Source organism: Sulfurihydrogenibium azorense Az-Fu1 (genome assembly GCF_000021545.1).
Classification (GTDB): domain Bacteria; phylum Aquificota; class Aquificia; order Aquificales; family Hydrogenothermaceae; genus Sulfurihydrogenibium; species Sulfurihydrogenibium azorense.
The window spans coordinates 419,534-441,972 of record NC_012438.1 but is presented as its reverse complement, the minus strand read 5'-3'; the positions used below and the strand labels follow the sequence as shown (position 1 = coordinate 441,972).

The window sequence follows — 22,439 nt, the reverse complement described above, 5'->3', positions numbered from 1 at the left end:
TTTTTCTTTAGTTATAGTTCCCCATTTTATAGACGTTTATTCTCTACTACTGCAGGGTTTAGGAAATCGTCAAGGTAATCTTTAAAATATGGATTACTCCTGACAATATCCAAGGGAGCACTATTACACCCTTTCAGTCTCTCCAGATACCTTTTTATCAGTATCTGAAGGATTTGCTTTTTCGAGTAGTAGATTTTTACATCCTTACAAGAACGTCTTGCAAGGATATTTCTTGCACCATTAACTTGAGCGTTAATTTTCTTCCCACAAGCTTTACATTCAAACTCTTGAGTATTTTTCCTGTTTTTAATATCAACATATCCACAGGAAGAACAGGTTTGAGATGTGTAAGCAGGGTTTATTTCTACTATCTGTATCCCATATATTTCTTTCAATCTATTTAGTTTTTCGTTTATAAATCTTTTTCCAAAATTGCTTAATAACCTGTTCATTCTTTTAGATAAATCTGGACTTCTAAAGTCTAATTTTTCTATTACAATCTCTCTTGGTTTGTAGAGTTCTACTATCCTATTTATATATCTGTTTATTTCATTCTGTAAAAAATTACTCAATCTTTTAACCAGTTTTACATATTTCATATCTTGAGATGGTTTTATGCCTTTCTTTTGAAGCGAAGATATTCTTTTTGTTATTTTCTCATCAAGTTTCTTAAGATAATCAATAAAATTTCTGCCAAAAAGGTCTCCAGTATTTACAGCAAACAACGGGTTTAATCCTACATCCAAAGCTATTTTCTCGGTTTTGGGAATATATTCTTTCTTTTTATCCTTTAGTTTTTTAATTAGCTTTACTATAAGGGTATCTTTTTCTACCGATATTTGACAAAAATTCAAAAGTTCACCTTCAAGTTGTTCGGCATATGTATTATTTTGCAAAGGTAAGAATATAGGTTTTCCTTTTTCAAGAGTGGATAATTTAATCCATCTGTCAAAAGCTCTGCTTTTTTCGTTTTCTTCTACTACTGCAACTTTGCTATCAAGATGTAAATTTATGTGTTTAAAGGATGGAAGGTTCCATCTTGAAAGAATATGCTTGAAAATTTTCCTTGCAAGTTTTTTAATTTCATTATCATACTTAATATCAGAGTTAAACCAGTCTTTGTTTTTGTTTATAGCTAAAAGATATTGTTTTGTTTCCTCGTTTAAATTTGAGTTTAACACGATTTCTTTAAATTTGTTCTGAATATTACCGATAAACGATTCTAACACAGATACAACTTGCCATTGACAGGTTTGTTTCCATCTTTCTGAAAGATTTGAATGGATTGATTTAAGCTTTAAATATTTATTAAATTTTCCAGTTTTGAAAAAGGCTTCCCATTGAAGATTAGATATGATTTTAGCAAGTTTTCTATACTCTTTTAAAACTTCAATAACTCTCAAGATTTTTCCTTTATTTGCAAAACAACGATATTCGTAAGCGCCTACTATCATGTCTTTACTCATCTGAAGTTATTTCTATCACATTTGCTCAATTTCATAGTCATAGATATAACACAATAGTTTTTATTCGTCAAGGTTTATCTATATATTCAGTAACTAGTTCCTATACCAAGGTCTAACTTTTCTAATTTATGTAAGATATCTATCATTGTCAAATTTTCAACATTTTCTCCTTTCATGTATAAATAACTTTTAATAAGTTTTGATAGAGAGTCTTGTAGTTTTGAAAATCTGTAAACTATCTGATCTAAAATGGCTAATGTAAAATCATCTTCTAAAATGCTATTAATCTTTTCTTCATCTAAGGGTAAGAAACCTCTAGTTTTTAAAGCGTTAAATCCACTTTTTAACCTGTTTAGATGCTTCTGACTTTCTTGGTAAGTTTGCTTGTATATTAACTCTGGCTTCATATTAATCTAACTCCCGTATTTTTTGCTTCTACACATATAATTTCTTTACAATCGTATGGTTTAACAATCAAATCTATTTTTTGATCTCCTATCTTTAGTTTTAATCTTGAAAGGTATTTTAGTTGTTTTTCAAGTATGTTTTCTACGTCTTGAACTTCTATATAAATATCTATATCTCCACCTCTCCTCCTTGGGTCAGCTCTACTTCCAAAAATCCACAGCCTTACATCGCTACCAAAAACATCTAATGCAGTATCTTTTATTGCTTGAATCTCTTCCTTTGAAAGTCTTAGTTTATACTCCATTTTGAATAATTTCTTCAATTTTGTTGATTATAGTTTTAAAAGCTTTTAGAAATTTATCTTGTTCTATTTTTGAATAAATCTCTTTTGCCATTTCTTCATCGTAAACGTGAACGAGATTATTTCTAAGAACTATCATATCAAAAATCACTTCTTCATACTCTGTAGTAATTAAGCCTTCTTTAAAAGCTTCTTTAAAGCAAGATTTTGGTGAATTACACTCTAATCCTCTTAATCTTAGAAATTCCTTGATAGTTTTCCAGAGAGCTTCGTAGGTATATTCAAATCTTTTTGTAGTAATTTCTATTAAAAACTCGTCTTTAAATATATCAGGTAAAAATGGGTTGTTGACTACTTCTTCAAATTTTCTATATGCTTTTTTAAATCTTTCAAAAGATCTGGCGAACTTTTCCATACTTTACCTTTCATTATGTTGTTTAAAAATTCTAAATTTTTAACCGACCTTATATCTACTAAATTTATATCTCTTAAAACTGGTATATCTTCTAATCTTTCTTGTAAGTTAATCAAATCTTTTGAACTTAACTCTTGATTACAAAAGATAGCAACATCTATATCTGATGTTTTGTTAAACCTCTCATCTAAAATAGAACCAAAAAAAATTATTACACAATCTCGGTTTAAAGCTTTCTCTATAGCTTGACCTATCAAGTCAATGTACTTTTCCTTTATCATAACTGTTGTAGATAAGATAAAAGTAGTCCGTGTCTGACGCCCCATTCACTTATTCTTATGGTGTCCTTCTGGAATATCTCCATTGCAACTTTAAATATAGCTATCCCGGATATTATACTCTCAGCCCTTTTATCTTCTATCATAGGTATTGATTTTCTTTGAGCTAAAGTCATTGATGAGAGTTTCTCAAACCATTTTTTCACGCTATCATAGGTTAAGGTTGAGCCGTGAACCTTTTTTGAGTCGTAAGGGTAAAGATTTTTTTCAAGAGCTACAACTGTTGTTATAGTCCCTCCAAGACCTACCAGTTGATTTGCGTCTTTCATCTCTTTGTAAGCAGTCTCTATCTGAGGTTTTAAAAATTCTTGTAGTGATTCTAACTCTTGTTTAGTTGGTGGGTCTGATTTTATAAACCTCTCTGTAAGGTTAACTATTCCAAAAGGGAAAGATATTGCTTTTATTAATTTATCTTTTTCTCCGTAAGAAAACTCTGTACTTCCTCCACCTTGGTCTATCACTACAAATTTATCTTGAATGTTTAACGCTTTTGATGTTGCCAAAAAGGAGAGGGAAGCTTCTTCTTCCCCTGTTATCACTCTTACATCTATTCCAAGCTGTTTTACTTTTTCTAAAAATTCTTGTGCGTTTTTTGCTTCTCTACAGGCTTGAGTTGCAACTGCCACTATCTTATCCGGATGGTACTCTTTTGCTATTAAAACATACTCTCTTAAAACTGCTAACGTTTCTTCCATTGCTTCTTTTTGTAGGTAGCCAGTCTCTTTTAATTTTCTACCCAGAGCTGTAATTCTCCCCACAGAAAAGATTTCATTAAAACTACCATCATTATGGACAGCTATTATCAGCATACGAGTTGAGTATGTGCCAATGTCAATGAGTACTAATATCTTTGGCTTCATTTTTTCTCAATAACTTTCTTTTGAAAATACATTTTCATTACTCTATAAATACTTGACCTTCTATAGGTAGTACTTCTACATTGTTATCCACTAAAAATTGGATAGCTTTTTCTATCTCTTCTTCACTCCCTATAAATTCAAGTTCAAGCCATCCTATTTTTTCTTGTACATTTGCCTTTCTTATATTTATGTCAACATTAAAATTTTTACAAACTTTACTGAGTAAAGGTTCTTTAATTTTTTCTTCTGGATATATTAACTTCAGCTTCATAGAAGTCATGATTTTTTACCTCTTTATTTATTTCCACCTGCTATAGCTGGAATAATTGCAACGACATCTCCATCTTTTAAAGGTGTATCTTTACCTTGTAGAAATCTTATATCTTCATCATTAACAAAAAAGTTTACAAACTTTCTAATTTCTCCGTTTTCGTCAACTAACCTCTCTTTTATTCCAGGAAACTCTTTTTCTAAAGCATCTATAAGCTCGGCTATGTTAGATGCTTCTACTGAAACTTCTCCTTGTCCTTGGGTAATTCTTCTTAAAGCTGTTGGTATTCTTACAGTTATTGCCATACTAACCTCCTTACTGATTTTTATTTATAACTTTCTCTTTAAACTCTACTAATGATGGTTTTATGTGAATAGGTTTTTCTAACTTTCCTTCTAAAACTTCCATAGTTTTATAACCGTTTCCTGTAATGTAAGCAACTACAACCTCATCTTTATCAAAAACTCCTGCCTCAGCAAACTTTTTAAGAACTGCTATCGTTGTTCCTCCTGCTGTTTCTGTGAATATTCCTTCTGTTTTTGCAAGTAATTTGATTCCTTCTATAATCTCTTGGTCTGTAGCTATCTGTATGTCACCTCCACTTTCTTTTGCAACTTTGACAGCGTAAGGACCGTCAGCTGGGTTTCCTATAGCTATAGATTTTGCTATTGTGTTTGGTTTTACTGGCTTTATAAAGTCTCTTCCTTCTTTTAGTGCTTGGTATATTGGACTACAACCTTCCGCTTGAGCTCCAAGCATCCTTGGTGGTTTTCCTTCTACTAAGCCAACTTCTATAAGTTCATTAAATCCTTTCCATATTTTAGTGTATAAAGAACCAGATGCTAAAGGTGCTACTACAGTATCAGGTATCTTCCAACCAAGCTGCTCTGCAACTTCAAAGGCAAGAGTTTTTGAACCTTCAGAGTAAAAAGGTCTTACGTTTATATTGACAAATGCCCAACCAAACTCGTTGGCAATCTCAGAAGAAAGTCTGTTTACATCGTCATAGTTACCATCAACTGCAACAACAACAGGATTAAAAACAAGACTTCCTATTATTTTATTTGTTTCAAGGTTAGAAGGAATGAAGACATAACATTTCATTCCAGCAGAAGCTGCATGGGCTGCAACAGAGTTTGCAAGGTTTCCTGTAGATGCACAAGCTGCAGTATCAAAACCAAATTCTTTTGCTTTAGACAAAGCAACTGCCACAACTCTATCTTTAAAAGATAAAGTAGGATGGTTTACAGAGTCATCCTTTATATAAAGATTGTTTAAACCTAAGGCTTTTCCGAGGTTCTCTGCTTTTATTAAAGGTGTAAATCCAGCAGATAGACCTACTGTAGGATTGTCTACAGGAAGAAGGTCTACATACCTCCATAAACTTTTTGGACCTTTTTCTATTTTCTCTTTTGATATATTTTTCTTTATTTCTTGATAGTCGTAAACTATCTCTAAAGGACCAAAACAAAACTCACAAACGTGAATAGGCTCAACTGGGTATTCTGTTCCACACTCTTTACATTTAAGCCCCTTTACTTTTGCCAATTACATTGCCTCCATCTTGAAATATAGATTAAAAATTTTAGCATAAATATGTTAAAATATAAATAATTTTTATCAACAGGAGGTTAAAAACAGTCAACAGAAACTATTAAAAACTGTATAATAGTAATTATTATGAAACCAAAACTCTTAACTATAAAAAACTTAAAAGGTGTTTATGAGAAAGTAAAATGATAACACTACACTGCAAACTAACTTTTGAAAACGAAAAAGACAAACAAACGTTGATAAACCTAATGAGAAAATTCTCTTCCTGCTTTAAATACTCATACAACAGACTACTTGAAGGACACTCAAGAAAAGACCTTAAAAAAGATTTACAAAAAATGTTTAACATAAACTCAAGATACGTAGACGATGCAATATTCAAAGCAAAGTGGCTAATAAACAACTGTATAGAAAGAGAACAAAATCCTAAAAAAGTTATATTTGGAGGTAAAAGACTATTTCAACTCCTTAAAAACAAACACATAAACGGAAAATACAGAGAAAAACTAAAACAAAAATGGCAAGATAGAAGAAAGCACTGCCTATACTCAAGAGGAGATAAATCTAAAAAAGGAAACCTAAATACAAGAATAGAATTTGAGAAAGATAAAATAATATTAAGAATAAACACAGGAGAAAGAAACTGGATAAAAGCAAACATAAAAAGAGCAGTAAACAGACAAAACGATAAATGGACTAACTTCATAGCAGACCTAATACAAGCAAACCAAACAAACCAGTATTTCCCATACTCAGTAGAGATAAGAAAGATAAACAACGATTTCTACGCATTTATAAACTACGAAGAAATAAAGACAGAAGAACCAATAATAACAAAAGACAACGGAGTAATAGGGATAGACATAAACGCAAATCCATTTCACATAGCAATGGCTTTTGTAAAGAAAGATGGCAATTTAGAAAATATAGAGAAATTATATTTACACAATCTTTTAAACAAGACAAAAAACCAAAGAGAATACATATCTTGGCAAATAGCACACCAAATAACAGACATTGCTAAAGAAAGAAATAAGGCAATAGCAATAGAAAACTTAAAAGACATACCAAAAGGCAGTAAAGGAGATGGGAGTAAGAAACTGAGAAAAATAAAACAACAATGGATATACAAAGGCTTGTTAGACAAGATAAAAATACTTGCCAAAAGAAAGAGAATACAAGTAATACAAGTAAATCCAGCATACACATCTATTGTAGGGTCATTAAAGTATGCACCACAGTATAATTTAGACAAAGACATAGCAGGAGCATTTGTAATAGGAAGAAAAGCATTAGGATTTAAAGAAAAACTACCTAAGAATTACGAAAAACTAATAACAGACAGAGAGTATTTAAACTTTGCACAAGATAGACTACAAGAAGAAAAACAAAAAACACAAGAGAAGTTAAAAACAGAAAACAATCAGTATAAAAGAAAACCAATAATAAAAAATATAAACGATTTAAGTAAACAGATAAGGATAATCCAAAGCCTTTACAGTGAGCCACAGACCCAAGAGGCTGTAAACCAGAGGAAGGAACAGATGAGGGGCTTGTATTGGACAAGCTATAAACTGTGGCAAGTTGTAAAGGTAGCCCTTACTATCCCTATTCTGGGTAAGTCTTTAAGTAGAGACTTATCACCCTTAAAGCCAATACTGGTAGAAGGGGATTGGGATAGGGTAGTAAATAAATCGTGTTTCAAAACCAAAGAGGCAATAGAAGATTTGAAACACGATTTAGGGATAGTTCCTACTTCTTGGGGTAGGGGCTATGATGCAAGCAAAATACCGCCAGCTGGGGGTTGCTTGCATCTGAATAAGGCGGAATACAAATACCCCAGCCCAGAGTGTATGAATCTATAATACACTTTGGTTTACCAGGTTTTTAGTCTTGCTTACATTCCCAGTAGAAGAAGCACTAACTTTTGACGATGTTTTACTATTACCGCAAAAATCAGATGTATTGCCCCATGAAACAGATGTTAGCTCATACTTAACTCCAAATATAAAAGTAAACATTCCCCTTGTATCAGCTGCAATGGACACAGTTACAGAACACAGACTTGCAATAGCTCTTGCAAGGGAAGGTGGTATAGGTATAATCCACAGGAATATGTCTATTGAAGACCAAATGTACGAGGTTGAAAAGGTAAAGAAAGCAGAAAGTGGTATGATAACAGACCCAGTAACTATAAAACCAAATCAAACTGTTCAAGAAGCTCTAAACATCATGTCTATCTATAAAATATCGGGTGTTCCTGTAGTAGACGATGAAAACAAGCTTGTAGGAATACTTACTAACAGAGACTTAAGATTTATACACAAAAAAGACTACAACAAACCAGTTTACGAGTTTATGACAAAAGCTCCTCTTATAACTGCAAAAGAAGGAATATCCCTTGATGATGCAATAGAGATACTTCAAAAACACAAAGTAGAAAAACTACCTGTAGTAGATGATAACGGTGTTTTAAAAGGTTTAATTACTATAAAAGACATAGTAAAAAGAAAGAAGTATCCTAACGCTTGTAAAGACGCAGCTGGAAGGTTGAGAGTAGGAGCTGCAGTAGGAGTTGGTCCTGATGTTATGGAAAGGGTTAAAGCCTTAGTTTCTGTAAAGGTTGACGTCATAGTTGTAGATACAGCCCATGGTCATTCAGTAAGGGTTTTAGAGACAGTAGAAAGAATAAAGTCTGAGTTTCCTAACCTCGATGTCATAGGTGGAAATATAGCTACAGCAGAAGCTGCAGAAGATTTAATAAAAGCAGGAGCTGACGGTGTAAAAGTAGGAATAGGACCTGGTTCTATCTGTACAACAAGGGTTGTAGCTGGAATAGGTGTTCCTCAGATTACAGCCATTGCAAAATGTGCCCAAGTAACTAAAAAATACGGTAAAACTTTAATTGCTGACGGTGGTATTAGATACTCTGGAGATATAGTAAAAGCTATAGCAGCAGGAGCTGATACAGTAATGCTTGGAAGTCTTTTTGCTGGAACAGAAGAAGCTCCGGGAGACAGAATATTTTACCAAGGAAGGTCTTACAAAGTTTATAGAGGAATGGGATCTCTTGGTGCAATGAAAGCAAGATTTAGTAGTGATAGATACTCTCAAGAGAATGTTGAAAAGTTTGTTCCAGAAGGAATAGAAGGGAGAATACCTTTCAAAGGACCACTGTCTGACGTTGTTTACCAACTTGTTGGCGGATTGAGAGCAGGTATGGGATACACAGGATGTAGAAATATAAAAGAACTTCAAGAAAAAACTAAATTTATCAAGATAACAAACGCTGGATTAAGAGAGTCCCATGCCCACGACATATACATAACACAAGAAGCACCTAACTATTGGATAGATTAGGAGGATTTATAAATGAAAAAAGTTAAAAATTTCAATGATTTTGATTTACTTTTAGCTCAAGAGATAACAAACTTAGACAGATTTATAGTAAAAAGTCCTCTTGGAACGAACGAGTTTTGGAGTGAGTGGCAAAAAAAAGCTGGAGAAATAGTTATAACAAAAGCTGCTATAAAAAAAGCTATAAGAGTTTATGAAAAAAAATTACCACCTAGCCAGATAGTTAAACTTTCTGCAATGCTTGAGTCTTTTAAAGAAATAGCTTCTTACTTAGAACTTCTCAGAGAAACTGCTTTAAAGCTAAAAGGTATAGATTCAGATGGATTTAACCTTTTTGACACAATAGAAGGAGAAAATGAAGAAGAAAGCTAAAAAGGGGGTGCGCATCTATGTTTGATGGTTATCTAACATTAAAGGACGTAGATGTATCTGGAAAGAGAGTTTTTGTAAGGGTTGATTACAACGTACCATTAGATGAATATGGTAATATTGTTGATGATGTAAGAATAAGAGAAACTATACCTACTATAAACTACCTTTTAGATAGAAATGCAAAAATAATTCTCGCTTCCCATCTTGGAAGACCAAAAGGAAAACCTGACCCTAAATACTCCTTATATCCCGTTGCAAAAAGGTTAGAAAGGTTGTTAGGTAAAGAGGTTAAATTTTTACCAGACTGTATAGGTAAAGAAGTTGAAGAAGTAGTTTTTAATATGAAAGAAGGAGATATAATCCTATTAGAAAACTTAAGATTTCACAAAGAGGAAGAAACTAACGACCCAGATTTTGCTAAAAAACTCGCTTCTTTAGCAGAAATCTATGTAATAGATGCATTTGGGACTTGTCATAGAAAACATTCTTCTGTTTACGGAATAAAAGACTTTATTCAACCTGTTGTTATGGGATTTTTACTTGAAAGAGAGCTTGAGTACTTTAGAAAAGCTCTTTTAAACCCACAAAGACCCGTAGTAGCTTTCTTAGGAGGGTCTAAAGTATCATCTAAGTTAGGTGTGATAGAGTTTTTAATAGATAAAGTTGACAAGATTTTTATTGGTGGAGCTATGGCTTTTACTTTTATAAAAGCTATGGGATACAACGTAGGTTCGTCATTAGTTGAAGATGATATGCTTGAAAAAGCATTAGAAATTATAGAAAAAGCAAAACAAAAAGATGTAAAGTTTTACCTTCCAGTAGACTTTGTCTGTGGTCAAGCAGTTTCAGACCAAACACCTGTTATAGAAGTACCATGGCAAGAAATACCAAAAGGCTGGCTTGGTCTTGATATAGGCCATGCTTCTATAGTCCTTATAAAAGAGATATTAAAAGATGTTCAAACGATAGTATGGAACGGACCTATGGGAGTATTTGAGATAGAAAAGTTTAAAATGGGTACATTTGAACTTGCCCATGCAATAGCAGAATCTCCTGCTTTATCTATAGCAGGTGGTGGAGATACAGACTACGCTATTCATAAGGCAGGAGTAGTAGACAAAATCAGTTATCTTTCTACAGGAGGAGGAGCTTTCTTAGAACTTCTTGAAGGTAAACAGCTACCTTGTTTACAAGCTATAACAAAAAAGGAGACGTAGTTGAACGATTTTGTACAGGTAGCAAAAGAGGCAGCTTTAATAGGAGGAGGAATCCTTAAAGAAAACTTTAGAAAAGTTAAAAAATCTGATGTAGAAAGTAAAGGAATAAAAGATTTTGTTACCTACGTAGACAAGCTTTCTGAAGAGAGGATAAGAAGTTACATACTTTCAAAGTATCCCGACCACTCTTTTTTAGGAGAAGAAGACGGAAAGTTTGGAAATAGTGATTATGTATGGGTAGTAGACCCTTTAGATGGCACAAAGAATTATATCTGTGGATTTGAGATTTTTGCTGTATCTGTTGCCTTAATTCACAAGGGCGACATTATAGCAGGAAGTATCTACGTACCTATTTTAGACAAACTTTACTGGGCAGGAAAAGGAGAAGGTGCTTACCTAAACGGAGAAAAGATTAAAGTATCAGATAGACCTGTAGAGGCAGCTGTCGTATCAACAGGTTTTCCTTTTAGAGAGATAAAAGAGTTAGATAGTTATCTTTCTATGTTAAAGGATGCAATGATTACCTTCTCAGGTGTTAGAAGACCGGGAGCTGCTGCCGTAGATTTGGCGTTAGTAGCAGAGGGGGTTTTTGACGGATTTTTCGAGATGAAGTTATCAATATGGGATATAGCAGCAGGAATACTCCTAATAAAAGAAGCAGGAGGAATGTGTACTAACTTTGAAGGAGGAGAGGACTTTTCATCGGGAGACATAATAGCAGGAGGAGAAAAGATTTATAAGATTCTTTTTGATATTGTTAATAAAAGAGGATAACAATGGAGTATCAAGAAGAGTTAAAAAATCTTCGAAAAGAGATAGACGATATAGACCAAACCATACTGCAACTTTTAAACAAAAGGGCTTTACTTGCAAAACAAGTAGGAGAAATAAAGAAAAAAAACAATCTTCCGATATTTGTTCCAAGTAGAGAAAAAGAAATTTTTGAAAGATTAGAAAAATTAAACACAGGACCCCTTTCAAACGATGTAATAAAACATATTTTTAGAGAAATAATATCCGCATGTAGAAGTGTTGAAGAGAATATAAAAGTTGCCTACCTTGGACCAAAGGCTACATTTACCCATCAGGCAAGTTTAAAATACTTTGGAAGTGCAGTTGACCACATTCCTGTCTCAACTATCAAAGATGTGTTTGAAGAGATTGCCAAAAAGAAAGTAAACTACGGCGTTGTTCCCGTTGAAAACACTATAGAAGGCGTTGTTAACTACACTCTTGATATGTTTTTGGATTACGATTTAAAAATTATTGGAGAAGTTATACTAGAGATATCCCTTCATCTAATGAGTATAAACCCAAATATAAACGAAATCCAAAGGATATACAGTCATAAGTTTGCAATAGCTGAGTGTAGAGATTGGCTTCAAAAAAATATGCCAAATGCCCAGATAATAGAAGTAGAAAGTACAGCAAAAGCAGCAGAGATGGCAAGGGACGATTACGAAGCTGCAGCTATAGCAAGTGAATCAGCTGCAATAGTCTATGGGCTTCATATACTAGAAAGGAAAATTGATAAACACCTTTATAACTACACAAGATTTTTGATAATAGGAAATGAGATACCACAGCCCACAGGAAAAGACAAAACAACGTTTATCTTTTCAGTAAAAAATGAAGTAGGAGCTCTCTACAAAGCTTTAGAGCCTTTCTACAAAAACCAGATAAATATGACAAAAATTGAGTCAAGACCTTCTAAAAAAGAAGCTTGGGACTACATATTTTTCACAGACATAGAAGGACACATCCATGAAGAAAAAGTATCTAAAACATTAGAAGAGCTAAAAAGCAGTGTACCTTTTTTTAAAATTTTAGGGTCTTACCCTAAAGCTCAGGATGTTTAGTTTTAAACATTAGATAAAATCCTATACTTAAGAACAAAACATCAAAAGAAAATATAAAGTAGTAAGGGATATTTCCAACTGAAGCTATAGCAGAGACTATCGAAGTCCCATACCAGTAAAGCACAGTAGACAAAAAGCCAGCTAACGTTATAAACTTGTTTTTTCTCCATATAAAACCAACTGCAAAAACAGTTAAAATAAAAGGAGATATCACAGTTGCTAACTTTTGATAAAATTTACTCCAAAAGTAAGATGCATCGTATCCGTAGTTTTGAGCTATTTTTGCAACTTTGTAAAGTTGAGTAATAGATACTGGCTTTTTCTCTTTAATAAGTTTTTTTATCTTTTCCGGGTCAACACTTACATACACTTTTTTTTCATCAAATTTACTTACTTTTACATCTTCTATAGACTTTACAGTAATCTCTTTCCCTCTCAAAAGGGTTAAACTGTTTGACTCTACTTTAAAACTTTCAGCTTCCCACCTGTTTGTAGGTAAAAAGTTTTCATCCATACTTATAAGAACTATCTCTTTACCAACTTTCTTCTCTAAATCAAAAAAATCAAAGTATATAAAATTTTTTTCATCTAACCTAAGCCAGAGGTTGTAAGCTATGGCTTTTTCATCTTCCAGAGGCTGATTTTTTAGTTTCTGGTAAGTCTCTACATACACTTTGTTAGACTTTGGCATTAAAACCTCAAGATTTAGAACCTGTAAAAAAGAAATAAAAATAGAAAAAATTACTATTCTTGTAGATATGTAGTTGATAGATATACCATTTAACAGTATAGGGTAAATCTCTCTTGATTTTACAATCTCATTTGCTACAACAAAAGCAGATATAATCAAAGAGATTGGAACAATGTAGTAAAAATTTTCTGGAAGTTTTGCCAGAATGTAAATCAATATTAAATTAAAGTCCTGAACCTTTGATTTTCTAAGAATCTCTATAAGCTCAACAAAAACCGACACTAAAGAAAAAGCAGGAAATACTATTAAAAAGTAAACTGTTAGTTTTTCGTATATGTATCTATCTAGTATTTTCATCAGTAAATGAGAGCTGTTAAGAAGTAGTCAAGTATGAGTATTAAAACGGAAGCCACTACCACAGCTGTTGTTGTAGACCTTCCAACTCCTTCTGCTCCTCCTTTTGTGATATAACCAAAGTATGATGTTACAATAGTCAAAACAGCTCCAAAAACAGCTGCTTTATAAAGTCCACCAAAGATGTCTTTTAACTCTGTAAAATCCTTTAACTTTTCCCAGTACATATACTCGTTTATTCCGTATATGTAAACAGAGGTAAAATAACCACCTATAACACCACTTACATAAGACAAAACAGTTAATGCAGGAACCATTACTACAGCTGCAATCAGTCTTGGAGAAACAAGATAACTGTATGGATTTACAGCCATAACTTCAAGGGCATCTATTTGTTCTGTTATTCTCATTGTACCGATGTTTGCAGCAATTGCAGAACCGGACCTTGCAGTTACAAGAAGAGCGACTAAAACCGGAGAAAGCTCCCTTGCCAAAGAGAGAGATACTAAAGCACCCATCAAATACTCTGCGTTAAACTTATGGAAAGTTGGATAGGTCTCAACAACCAAAACACCACCGGTAAAAAATCCTGTTAAAATTATAAGTAAGGCGGCATTTACACCAATATCTTCCATATACTTTAAAATATGCTTTAATTTTGGGAATCTCTTAAAAGTGGCAATCAATGTTTTTATAAAGAATAAAGTTATCTCTCCTGTGTGTTCCACAAACTTTGTAAAAAACATTAGAAATCTACCCCATCTTCTTCGTATTGATTTATTTCTTCAAACTCTTCTTCTACTATATTATCACTTGTTTTTGCTAAATTTTCAAATTTTGTTATTTCTTTTATAAAGGCTAAGTTTATAACGCCTGTAGGACCGTTTCTCTGTTTAGCAATTATTATCTCTGCAAGACCTTCCTCTTGAGGAGACGGATTTTTCTTGTAATACTCAGGTCTATGTATGAACAAAACAAGATCTGCATCTTGCTCTATAGAACCACTTTCTCTTAAATCTGCAAGCTGGGGTCTTTTATCTGCTCTCATCTCAGCCTGACGAGAAAGTTGAGCTAAAGCTACAACAGGTATTCCAAGCTCCTTTGCTAAACCTTTTAATCCCCTTGATATTTCTGCTACCTCTTGTTGTCTATTTTCTACTCTCCTATGGGACCTTAAAAGCTGGAGATAGTCTACAACTATTATCTTTATATCTTTCTCTTTTTTCAGTCTTCTTGCTTTTGCTTTTAAATCTAAAATAGACAAAGATGCCGTATCATCTATGTACAACGGAGTTTTCATCATTTTTAGTGCTGCATTCGTAATTGCTTCTATCTCTTTATCATTCAAAAATCCAGACCTAATTTTTTTTAAAGGTATCTTTGTCTCTTCTCCTAGTAATCTCATAGCAATCTGTTCTTTAGACATCTCCAGTGAGAAAAAAGCAGAGGGTACATTTTCTACAATAGAAAGATGATGAAGTATTGATAATGCAAAACTTGTTTTACCCATTCCCGGTCTTGCAGCTATTATTACCAAATCTCCGGGATGAAAGCCGGTTGTAAGCCTATCTAATTCGTAAAATCCTGTCGGAATACCGGTTACTACAGTTTCTTTTTTTGCAAGCTCATTTATTATTCTTAGAGTTTCTTTTAACACTTCTCCAAGACTGTAGTAGTAGATAGTCTCTTTAGATTCAGTTACTTGAAATATAATACTTTCAGCTTCTTCTAAGAGAGTATTTATGTCCGTACTTGGAGATTTTGCTTTTGTTATTATTTTTTGAGCTGATTCTATTAAAGATCTTAAAGTAGATTTTTCTTTTAAAATATCAATAAGTTGATAAACTGTCTCTGGAGGGACTGCTTCTAAAGCAAGCTCAGTAAGAAAATGTAATCCACCTACTAAATCTAAAGTACCTTTTTTTTCTAAGTACTCTTTTACTAGTATAGGTTCTATAGGTTTACTATCGTTAAATAAAGCTACTATAGCGTTAAATACTTCTCTGTGTCTTTGATTAAAAAAATCGTAAGGTTTTAACTTTGTTACAACTATATCTACAATTTCTGGATAGACAAGTAAACTACCAAGGACAGCCCTTTCTGTAACCTCATCGTAAGGCAAGACAGGGCTGTCATTATTGGTAGCCATAATTATTCAGGCTGAACGTGAACTCTTATAGTGGCGGAAACTTCAGGATGAAGTTTAATTTGAACATTATAACTTCCAAGATTTCTTATTGGGCTTCTAAGCATTATCTTTTTCCTGTCTATCTCTATACCCTTTTCTGCTAACTTTTCAGCTATATCGTTTGTTCCAACTGACCCGTACATCTTTCCAGTAACACCGATAGGTCTTTTTATCTCTATCTCTACTCCATCTAACTTCTTAGCAAGTTCCAAAGCTTTTTCTTTTTCTCTTTGGAGCTTCCTTGCTTTATGATTTAGTATTTCTTGAACATATTTTACATACTGGTCATTTGCAGGATAAGCTAACCCTCTTGGTATAAGGTAGTTTCTTGCAAATCCATCTTTTACTTCTATAATATCTCCAAGAGTTCCCCAACCTTCTACATCTTTAGTTAAGATAACTTTCATCTTCTAACCTCCTTACACTATTACATAAGGTATTAAAGCAAGTTGTCTTGCTTTTTTGATTTCCACAGATAACTTTCTTTGGTGTTTTGCACATGTTCCTGATATTCTTCTTGGAATTATCCTACCTCTTTCTGATATAAACTCTTTCAACATTTCAACATCTTTATAGTTGGGTTCTTTTTTCTCTGCACAGAACTTACAGTACTTTTTTCTCTTTTGGAAAAATGGTTTGTTTTGTTGCATATCTAAATACCTCCTTTTTCAAAAATTAAAATGGTACATCTTCATCAGAGTTTAAATCTGTAGGCTCTACAAACTCACTACCTTCGTAAGAAGGTTTTTGATTTGAATCAGGTTGGGTAGGTTTTGAAAGTAATGCCACCCTTTCAGCAACTATCTTAACTCTAGACCTTTTTTCTCCTGCTTGATTTTCCCACTTGTCTTGTCTTAAAGATCCTTCAAGTAGGATTTGGTTTCCCTTTGATAGCTGTCTTCCGAGTCTTTCAGCTAATCCTCCAAAACTTTCAATATCAAAAAAGTAAGTCTCCTCTTGCCAATTGCCCCCTTTATCTTTAAATCTTCTATTAACGGCTAGTGAAAAGGTAGTTACTTGCATTCCACTTGGAAGGTATCTGACCTCGGGATCTCTCGTAAGTCTACCAATAAGTAAAACTTTATTAAGCATAATTATGCTACCTCTTTTTTGTCCTCTTTAACATGGATCTTCATGTTTAAGAATCTTATAACATCTTCTGTTATCCTGAGGTTGTACTCTAAAATACCTGCAAGTTTGTTGTTATCTGTTTTGTAGTTGATTAGATAGTAATAGCCTGAGTTGAACTTTTGAATAGGGTAAGCAAGATTTCTTCTTCCCCACTTTTCTAAGTTGTAAATCTCTCCTTGATTCTCTTTAATCAGGTTTTGGATTGCTTCTACCCTACTGTTTAACTCTTCTTCAGAAAGAGTTGGTTTCAAAACGAACACAAGCTCGTAATGTCTCATACATATACCTCCTTTTGGATGATTTTTATAAAATCAGCCTTCCTGCATTTACAGGAAAGCAAGGCTTAAATTACACTTTTATTACAACTACCCATAGACTTTTCTATCCCATATTTTAACACATTTAATATACACTCAGTAGAAGCAGCTATAACTTTATCTAATACAAACTTTTCTTCTTTCGTAAAAGGAGAAAGTACATAATCCGATACTTCTTCTTTTCTCGCAGGTCTTCCTATTCCTATCTTTAATCTTGGAAACTCTTCCGTTTTTATCATACCTATTATAGATTTTAAACCATTATGCCCACCACTTGAACCTTTTGTCCTAAGTCTTATGGTACCTAAGTTCAGGTCTAAGTCATCATGTACCACAAGTATCTCACTAGGCTTTAAATTGTAATCTTCCAGTAGATTTAAAACTGCATTCCCACTTAAATTCATATATGTTTGAGGCTTTGCAATTATAACATCATAATCTGGACATTCGTATATGTGAGAAAAGTCTTTTTCTTTATATTTATTATCACATTTTATAGCTTTTGCCACAGCGTCGGCAACCATAAAACCGACGTTATGGCGTGTATCTTTATACTTTTGACCTGGATTTCCAAGTCCTATTATAGCTTTAATCAATTAAGCAGAAGCTCCTTCTGTAGTTTCTTCAGCTACCTCTTCTTCAGGTTCAGCTACTACAGCTAAAACTTCATCTCCGTGGGTCATTATCTTAACACCTTCTGGAGGAGTAATATCTCTAACGTGTAAAACATCTCCTATATCAAGGTTAGATACATCTACAACTATCTTTTCTGGAATGTTCTTAGGCTCTGTTCTAACAATAATTGAGTGTAAATGGGCTTCAAATATTCCACCTTTTTCTACACCTTTAGCTTTACCTACAAACTCTACAGGTACTTCTATATCAAACTCAACTCCTGAAGTAACTTCGTAAAGGTCAACATGGATAGGCTCATCTCCTAAGTAATTGTACTGAATATCTTTTAAAATACATAGTTTAGGCTCTGGGTCTCCCTCTACTAAAAGGTTAATAAGGAAGTTTCCGTGAGGTCTGCTTAAAAGAGCTTTTTTCTGTATATACACAGACACGTTAGGATGTCCTTTTCCGTAAACTTCTGCTGGTATTAATCCTTTCATTCTGTTTTGCTTAACTTCTGATTTTGTTCCTTTTTTTCTTGGTAATGCTTTCCACTCTATCGTTTGAATCATTTAAACATCCTCCTTCATTTAAATTTAAATGAAAAAACATTATAACATATTTTAATTTTTTTTGGAAAGTATGTTATAATTATCTCTTACAAATTTTTGAAGGAGGATAACAGTGGCAAAAGTTAAAATGAAAACAAATAGAACTGCTGCAAAAAGATTAAAAATTACAGCAAAAGGAAAAGTAAAGTACACAAAAGGTGGTGTTTCTCACTACAACACTAAAAAATCATCTAAAAGGAAAAGACAAGGAAGAAGACCACAGTATGCTCCAAAATGTATAGAGCACAAACTTAAAGCACTTTTACCAAACGAATAAAAGGAGGTAATAAAAATGAGAGTAAAAGGACCGTCTTCAAAGAAACATAAAAAGAGAATCTTAAAGTTAGCGAAAGGTTATTACGGACAAAAACATAGGTCTTACAGAAGAGCAAAAGAACAGGTAATGCACTCTCTGGCTTACGCTTACAGAGATAGAAGACAGAAGAAAAGACAGTTTAGATCTCTATGGATAACAAGAATAAACGCAGCTGCAAGATTAAACGGTATTAATTATAGCCAGTTTATCAACGGTTTAAAGAAAGCAGGGATAGAACTTGACAGAAAAATCCTTGCAGATATGGCTGTAAACGATATGCAAGCTTTTGCAAAATTGGTAGAAACTGCAAAATCTGCTTTAGCGGCTTAAATTTATGGATGTAAAAGCTCAGCTTCTTAATCTTAAGGAAGAAGTTTTAAAGGAGATAGAAGGGGTTAAAGACCCCTCATCTTTAAATGAAATTAGAGTAAAGTACCTAGGAAAAAAAGGAGTAATAACATCTATCCTAAAAACCTTAGGTACCTTGCCACCTGAAGAAAGAAAAGAAATTGGACAACTTGCAAACTCTATAAAAGAGTTTTTAGAAGAAAAGATAAGAGAGTATGAAGAAAACTTTAAAAAGAAAGAGTTAGAAGATGCCTTAAAAAGAGAAAAGATAGACGTATCCTTACCTCCAAACTGGTTTGATGTTGGAAGTCCTCACCCTGTTTTACAGACATTAAAAGAGATTACAGATATATTCCTGTATATGGGATTTTCTGTTGAATCGGGACCAGAGGTTGAGTATGAGGACTATAACTTTACGATGTTAAACATCCCAGAAAACCATCCTGCAAGGGATATGCAGGACACTTTTTATTTAAACAACGGTATGCTTCTTAGAACCCACACATCTCCAGTTCAAATAAGAACTATGCTAAAAAAGAAACCACCAATTGCTATAGTAGCTCCAGGTAGAGTTTATAGAAAAGACTTAGACCCTACCCACTCTCCCATGTTTCACCAGATAGAAGGGCTTGTAGTTGACCAAGATATAACATTTAGACACTTAAAAGGTATTTTAAAGATATTTTTAGAGTCAGTGTTTGGTAAAAACATTCCTATAAGGTTTAGACCAAGCTACTTCCCATTTACAGAGCCTTCAGCTGAGGTTGATATTGGTTGTACCGTTTGTGGCGGAAAGGGATGTAAAGTTTGTAAAAACACTGGATGGCTTGAGATACTTGGTTGTGGTATGGTAGATCCAAACGTATTTACTGCTTGTGGTATAGATCCTACAGTTTACTCGGGTTTTGCATTTGGACTTGGAATAGAGAGAATCACTATGTTAAAGTACCAGATAACAGATATTAGACTACTTTTTACTAACGATATGAGGTTTAACTCTCAGTTTAAGGGGATAGTATGAAAGTTCCTTACTCGTGGGTTAAAGAGTTTGTTGATATTGATATCCCTGCTAGTGAAGTTGCAGAGAAATTAAACCTTATAGGTATAGAAACAACCGTTTACAAATTTGGTAATTACATTCCTAATATAACTACAGTAAAAATCTTATCTGTAGAAAAGCATCCAGAAAAAGATAAACTTTTCGTTTGTAAGGTAAGTGATGGAGAAAGAGAGTATCAAGTTATCACCGGAGCTGACAATGTAAAGGCAGGAAGTGTTGTAATACTTGCACAGCCTGGAGCTGTTATATTAGGAAAAGAGATTAAACCTGTTAAGTTTGGATCTATTTCTTCTGAAGGTATGCTTTTATCCCTACAAGAACTTGGTTTAGAAGAAAAGTCTGATGGTATTTTCTTGTTAGACGAAGACACACCCATTGGAGTAGACGCAAACAAAGTTTTAGACATAGGCAGTGATGATATTTTTGAAATAGAGATAACTCCAAATAGAGGAGATGTTTTAAGTGTTAAAGGTCTAAGTAGAGAGATAGCAGCTGCCTTTGGTTTAAAGAGAAAAGATTACTATCCTCAGCTTCCTAGCGTAGAAAATTCTATAGAGATAAACATTCAAACGGATAAAGTATTAAGGTATAAAGCTACAGTTATAAAAGGTATAAAAGTAAAACAGTCTCCTCTATCTGTAAGGTTAAAACTTATAAAATCTGGATTGTCTGTTATAAACAACATTGTAGATATAACAAACTACATACTCCTTCAGGAAGGTCAACCACTTCACGCTTTTGATTTAGATAAGATTGAAGGTAAAATTACAGTTAGAAACGCCTTTGAAGGAGAAAAGATCTTAACCTTAGACGGTCAGGAGAGGGTTTTAACCAACCAAGATATAGTTATTGCTGACGATAAAAAGCCTTTAGCCATCGCCGGAGTAATAGGTGGAGAAAACAGTAAGATAGACCAAAATACACAGAATATTCTTTTAGAATCTGCTGTCTTTGACCCTACCAGTGTAAGAAAAACTGCTAAAAGGCTCTCTATCCTTACAGATTCATCCTACAGGTTTGAAAGGGGTGTAGATATAGAAAACTGTTCTACAGCTTCTGACAAGGCAGTTTCTTTAATACTTTCCTTAGCAGGAGGAGAGGTTAAAACCGTAAAAGACCTATACCTAAAACCATACCAGCCTAAAACTGTAGTACTTAGACCTTCTTTTATAGAAAAAATCTTAGGTAGTAAGATAGAAGATGAAACTACTATAAAAATACTTACAGGACTGGAAATTCCAGTAGAAAAAGAGGGAGAAGAGTTTAAGGTCCACATTCCTTCATTTAGGTCTTACGATTTAGAAAGGGAGATAGACTTAGTTGAAGAGGTTGCAAGAGTTTACGGGTATGATAAATTTGAAGAAGACTACCCTAAAATACCTACAAAAATTTTTAGCAAACCTAAAGATTACGAGTTTGACACTAAGGTACGCCAGTTTTTCTTAAATAGTGGTTTTACAGAAGTTTTAAACTACACCTTTACATCACCTGATTTTTATAACACCTTATCTTTACCACTTCCTAAAATCCATATACAAAACTACATTTTAAAATCTCAAAGTGTTATGAGAGACACTGTTGTAGTAAGTCTTATTCAAAATCAAGTTGAAAACTTAAGGTTTGGTAGAAAAGACTTATCTATTTTTGAACTTTCATCAACTTTTTTTGATGACCACGAGTCAATAAACGTAGCAGGACTTGTAAGTGGTAAACTGGTAGATGGGTACAACTACACCTCACCTATAAGAAGCTTCAGTACAAACAGGGATTGGGATTTCTTGTCATTAAAAGGTGTTATAGACAACTTTCTAACCTTCCTTGGTTTAGATTACTTGGTTTCAGATGAAAATTTACCTGTATTCTTACATCCTTACGAATCAGCTAATATAATAGTAATGGGCTATACAGTAGGTTATGTTGGAAAGATTCATCCTAAAGTTGCAGCAGAGTTTGAAATTCCTAAAAATACTTTTGTTTTTGAGTTAAAGTTAAAGTACGTTCCAAGGGATATTAATGAAAATCCGTTAAAAGAAGGATACATTTACACATACTACCTAAATAAAAGGCCTATTATTTACAAAGAGATTCCAAAGTATCCACCAGTAAAAAGAGACCTTGCCTTTGTTATCGATGTAAACTTGAAAGTTGGTAATTTAATAGAGGATTTAAAGAAAGCTTCAAACCTTGTTAAAAATATCAAACTTTTTGATGTTTACTTCTTATCTAACAGTCGTAAAAGTGTAGCAGTCTCAGTTGAGTTTTTACACCCTGATAAAAACTTATCAGATGAAGAGGTAAATTTAGAAGTTGAAGAAATTTTAAACAAACTTAAATTAATTTATCCTGATATTGAATTAAGGAAGTAGTCAGGAGCTGAAAAAGTGATAAAT

Annotated in this window: 28 protein-coding genes; 10 read left to right on the top strand and 18 right to left on the bottom strand. The window is 33.4% G+C overall.

Annotated elements, in window-relative coordinates:
* Nucleotides 1–26: 26 nt before the first annotated feature.
* From SULAZ_RS02410 to thrC, 9 genes are all read right to left on the bottom strand, one after another.
* Nucleotides 27–1,466, bottom strand: a complete 1,440-nt coding sequence (locus SULAZ_RS02410; protein ID WP_041675782.1) for an RNA-guided endonuclease TnpB family protein — start codon at nt 1,464–1,466, stop codon at nt 27–29.
* Between the two features lie 86 nt (nt 1,467–1,552).
* Complete coding sequence (locus SULAZ_RS02405; protein WP_012674462.1) at nt 1,553–1,873, bottom strand: hypothetical protein; 321 nt, start codon at nt 1,871–1,873, stop codon at nt 1,553–1,555.
* A complete protein-coding gene (locus SULAZ_RS02400) occupies nt 1,870–2,178 on the bottom strand; it encodes a nucleotidyltransferase domain-containing protein (RefSeq protein WP_012673496.1) in 309 nt (102 codons plus the stop codon). The genes SULAZ_RS02405 and SULAZ_RS02400 overlap by 4 nt, the downstream gene beginning before the upstream one ends.
* A complete protein-coding gene (locus SULAZ_RS02395) occupies nt 2,168–2,590 on the bottom strand; it encodes an HI0074 family nucleotidyltransferase substrate-binding subunit (protein ID WP_012675004.1) in 423 nt (140 codons plus the stop codon). Before SULAZ_RS02395 ends, SULAZ_RS02400 begins: the two co-directional genes overlap by 11 nt.
* Nucleotides 2,527–2,871 (bottom strand): nucleotidyltransferase family protein, encoded by a 345-nt coding sequence (locus tag SULAZ_RS02390; RefSeq protein ID WP_041675780.1) that lies wholly within the window; start codon nt 2,869–2,871, stop codon nt 2,527–2,529. Before SULAZ_RS02390 ends, SULAZ_RS02395 begins: the two co-directional genes overlap by 64 nt.
* Complete coding sequence (locus SULAZ_RS02385; protein ID WP_012674100.1) at nt 2,868–3,788, bottom strand: Ppx/GppA phosphatase family protein; 921 nt, start codon at nt 3,786–3,788, stop codon at nt 2,868–2,870. Before SULAZ_RS02385 ends, SULAZ_RS02390 begins: the two co-directional genes overlap by 4 nt.
* Nucleotides 3,789–3,825: 37 nt before the next feature.
* The gene (locus tag SULAZ_RS02380; protein WP_012674824.1) at nt 3,826–4,068 is read right to left on the bottom strand and encodes an NIL domain-containing protein; all 243 of its coding nucleotides are present in this window, start codon (nt 4,066–4,068) and stop codon (nt 3,826–3,828) included.
* Between the two features lie 14 nt (nt 4,069–4,082).
* Nucleotides 4,083–4,364, bottom strand: a complete 282-nt coding sequence (locus SULAZ_RS02375) for a MoaD/ThiS family protein (protein ID WP_012674189.1) — start codon at nt 4,362–4,364, stop codon at nt 4,083–4,085.
* Between the two features lie 10 nt (nt 4,365–4,374).
* Nucleotides 4,375–5,607: a threonine synthase gene (thrC, locus tag SULAZ_RS02370; RefSeq protein ID WP_012674666.1), complete on the bottom strand. Its 1,233-nt coding sequence runs from the start codon at nt 5,605–5,607 to the stop codon at nt 4,375–4,377.
* 188 nt (nt 5,608–5,795) lie between these two features.
* On the opposite strand from thrC, the gene SULAZ_RS02365 reads away from it, so the two are divergent.
* From SULAZ_RS02365 to pheA, 6 genes are read left to right on the top strand one after another with little or no spacing between them, the layout of a single operon-like run.
* Nucleotides 5,796–7,478 carry an IS200/IS605 family accessory protein TnpB-related protein gene (locus tag SULAZ_RS02365; protein WP_012673703.1) on the top strand — a complete coding sequence of 561 codons (1,683 nt, stop codon included), beginning with the start codon at nt 5,796–5,798 and terminating at the stop codon, nt 7,476–7,478.
* A gap of 28 nt (nt 7,479–7,506) precedes the next feature.
* Nucleotides 7,507–8,973, top strand: a complete 1,467-nt coding sequence (guaB, locus tag SULAZ_RS02360; protein ID WP_012674178.1) for an IMP dehydrogenase — start codon at nt 7,507–7,509, stop codon at nt 8,971–8,973.
* A gap of 12 nt (nt 8,974–8,985) precedes the next feature.
* Nucleotides 8,986–9,342 carry a hypothetical protein gene (locus tag SULAZ_RS02355; protein WP_012673563.1) on the top strand — a complete coding sequence of 119 codons (357 nt, stop codon included), beginning with the start codon at nt 8,986–8,988 and terminating at the stop codon, nt 9,340–9,342.
* Nucleotides 9,343–9,359: 17 nt separating this feature from the next.
* The gene (locus SULAZ_RS02350) at nt 9,360–10,559 is read left to right on the top strand and encodes a phosphoglycerate kinase (protein ID WP_012674107.1); all 1,200 of its coding nucleotides are present in this window, start codon (nt 9,360–9,362) and stop codon (nt 10,557–10,559) included.
* On the top strand, nt 10,560–11,333 hold the full coding sequence (locus tag SULAZ_RS02345) for an inositol monophosphatase family protein (RefSeq protein WP_012675083.1): 774 nt from the start codon (nt 10,560–10,562) through the stop codon (nt 11,331–11,333).
* A 2-nt stretch (nt 11,334–11,335) separates the two neighbouring features.
* Nucleotides 11,336–12,418: a prephenate dehydratase gene (pheA, locus tag SULAZ_RS02340; protein WP_012674923.1), complete on the top strand. Its 1,083-nt coding sequence runs from the start codon at nt 11,336–11,338 to the stop codon at nt 12,416–12,418.
* Here the strand turns inward: pheA and SULAZ_RS02335 are convergent.
* The 9 genes from SULAZ_RS02335 to SULAZ_RS02295 form a co-directional block, all read right to left on the bottom strand.
* The gene (locus tag SULAZ_RS02335) at nt 12,399–13,466 is read right to left on the bottom strand and encodes an LptF/LptG family permease (RefSeq protein WP_012673949.1); all 1,068 of its coding nucleotides are present in this window, start codon (nt 13,464–13,466) and stop codon (nt 12,399–12,401) included. The two genes, pheA and SULAZ_RS02335, sit on opposite strands and share 20 nt — an antisense overlap.
* Nucleotides 13,466–14,209, bottom strand: a complete 744-nt coding sequence (locus SULAZ_RS02330; RefSeq protein WP_012673770.1) for an MlaE family ABC transporter permease — start codon at nt 14,207–14,209, stop codon at nt 13,466–13,468. Before SULAZ_RS02330 ends, SULAZ_RS02335 begins: the two co-directional genes overlap by 1 nt.
* On the bottom strand, nt 14,209–15,612 hold the full coding sequence (gene dnaB, locus SULAZ_RS02325) for a replicative DNA helicase (RefSeq protein WP_012674764.1): 1,404 nt from the start codon (nt 15,610–15,612) through the stop codon (nt 14,209–14,211). The genes SULAZ_RS02330 and dnaB overlap by 1 nt, the downstream gene beginning before the upstream one ends.
* Nucleotides 15,613–15,614: 2 nt before the next feature.
* On the bottom strand, nt 15,615–16,058 hold the full coding sequence (rplI, locus tag SULAZ_RS02320) for a 50S ribosomal protein L9 (RefSeq protein WP_012674027.1): 444 nt from the start codon (nt 16,056–16,058) through the stop codon (nt 15,615–15,617).
* Between the two features lie 12 nt (nt 16,059–16,070).
* Entirely contained in the window at nt 16,071–16,301 is a 231-nt protein-coding gene (gene rpsR, locus SULAZ_RS02315) for a 30S ribosomal protein S18 (protein WP_012674509.1), read from the bottom strand.
* Nucleotides 16,302–16,326: 25 nt separating this feature from the next.
* Nucleotides 16,327–16,743 carry a single-stranded DNA-binding protein gene (locus SULAZ_RS02310; protein WP_012673791.1) on the bottom strand — a complete coding sequence of 139 codons (417 nt, stop codon included), beginning with the start codon at nt 16,741–16,743 and terminating at the stop codon, nt 16,327–16,329.
* Nucleotides 16,744–16,745: 2 nt separating this feature from the next.
* Nucleotides 16,746–17,060, bottom strand: a complete 315-nt coding sequence (rpsF, locus tag SULAZ_RS02305; protein ID WP_012674899.1) for a 30S ribosomal protein S6 — start codon at nt 17,058–17,060, stop codon at nt 16,746–16,748.
* 65 nt (nt 17,061–17,125) lie between these two features.
* The gene (gene pth, locus SULAZ_RS02300; protein WP_012673691.1) at nt 17,126–17,695 is read right to left on the bottom strand and encodes an aminoacyl-tRNA hydrolase; all 570 of its coding nucleotides are present in this window, start codon (nt 17,693–17,695) and stop codon (nt 17,126–17,128) included.
* The gene (locus SULAZ_RS02295; RefSeq protein WP_012674655.1) at nt 17,696–18,286 is read right to left on the bottom strand and encodes a 50S ribosomal protein L25/general stress protein Ctc; all 591 of its coding nucleotides are present in this window, start codon (nt 18,284–18,286) and stop codon (nt 17,696–17,698) included.
* A 112-nt stretch (nt 18,287–18,398) separates the two neighbouring features.
* On the opposite strand from SULAZ_RS02295, the gene rpmI reads away from it, so the two are divergent.
* Genes rpmI through pheT form a run of 4 tightly spaced genes read left to right on the top strand, consistent with a single transcriptional unit; the run spans nt 18,399 to nt 22,415 of the window.
* Entirely contained in the window at nt 18,399–18,602 is a 204-nt protein-coding gene (gene rpmI / locus SULAZ_RS02290; RefSeq protein WP_012673426.1) for a 50S ribosomal protein L35, read from the top strand.
* 15 nt (nt 18,603–18,617) lie between these two features.
* Nucleotides 18,618–18,971 carry a 50S ribosomal protein L20 gene (rplT, locus tag SULAZ_RS02285; protein WP_012673446.1) on the top strand — a complete coding sequence of 118 codons (354 nt, stop codon included), beginning with the start codon at nt 18,618–18,620 and terminating at the stop codon, nt 18,969–18,971.
* A gap of 4 nt (nt 18,972–18,975) precedes the next feature.
* A complete protein-coding gene (gene pheS, locus SULAZ_RS02280; RefSeq protein WP_012674418.1) occupies nt 18,976–20,010 on the top strand; it encodes a phenylalanine--tRNA ligase subunit alpha in 1,035 nt (344 codons plus the stop codon).
* Nucleotides 20,007–22,415 (top strand): phenylalanine--tRNA ligase subunit beta, encoded by a 2,409-nt coding sequence (pheT, locus tag SULAZ_RS02275; protein ID WP_012674965.1) that lies wholly within the window; start codon nt 20,007–20,009, stop codon nt 22,413–22,415. The genes pheS and pheT overlap by 4 nt, the downstream gene beginning before the upstream one ends.
* The last annotated feature ends 24 nt before the right edge of the window (nt 22,416–22,439 follow it).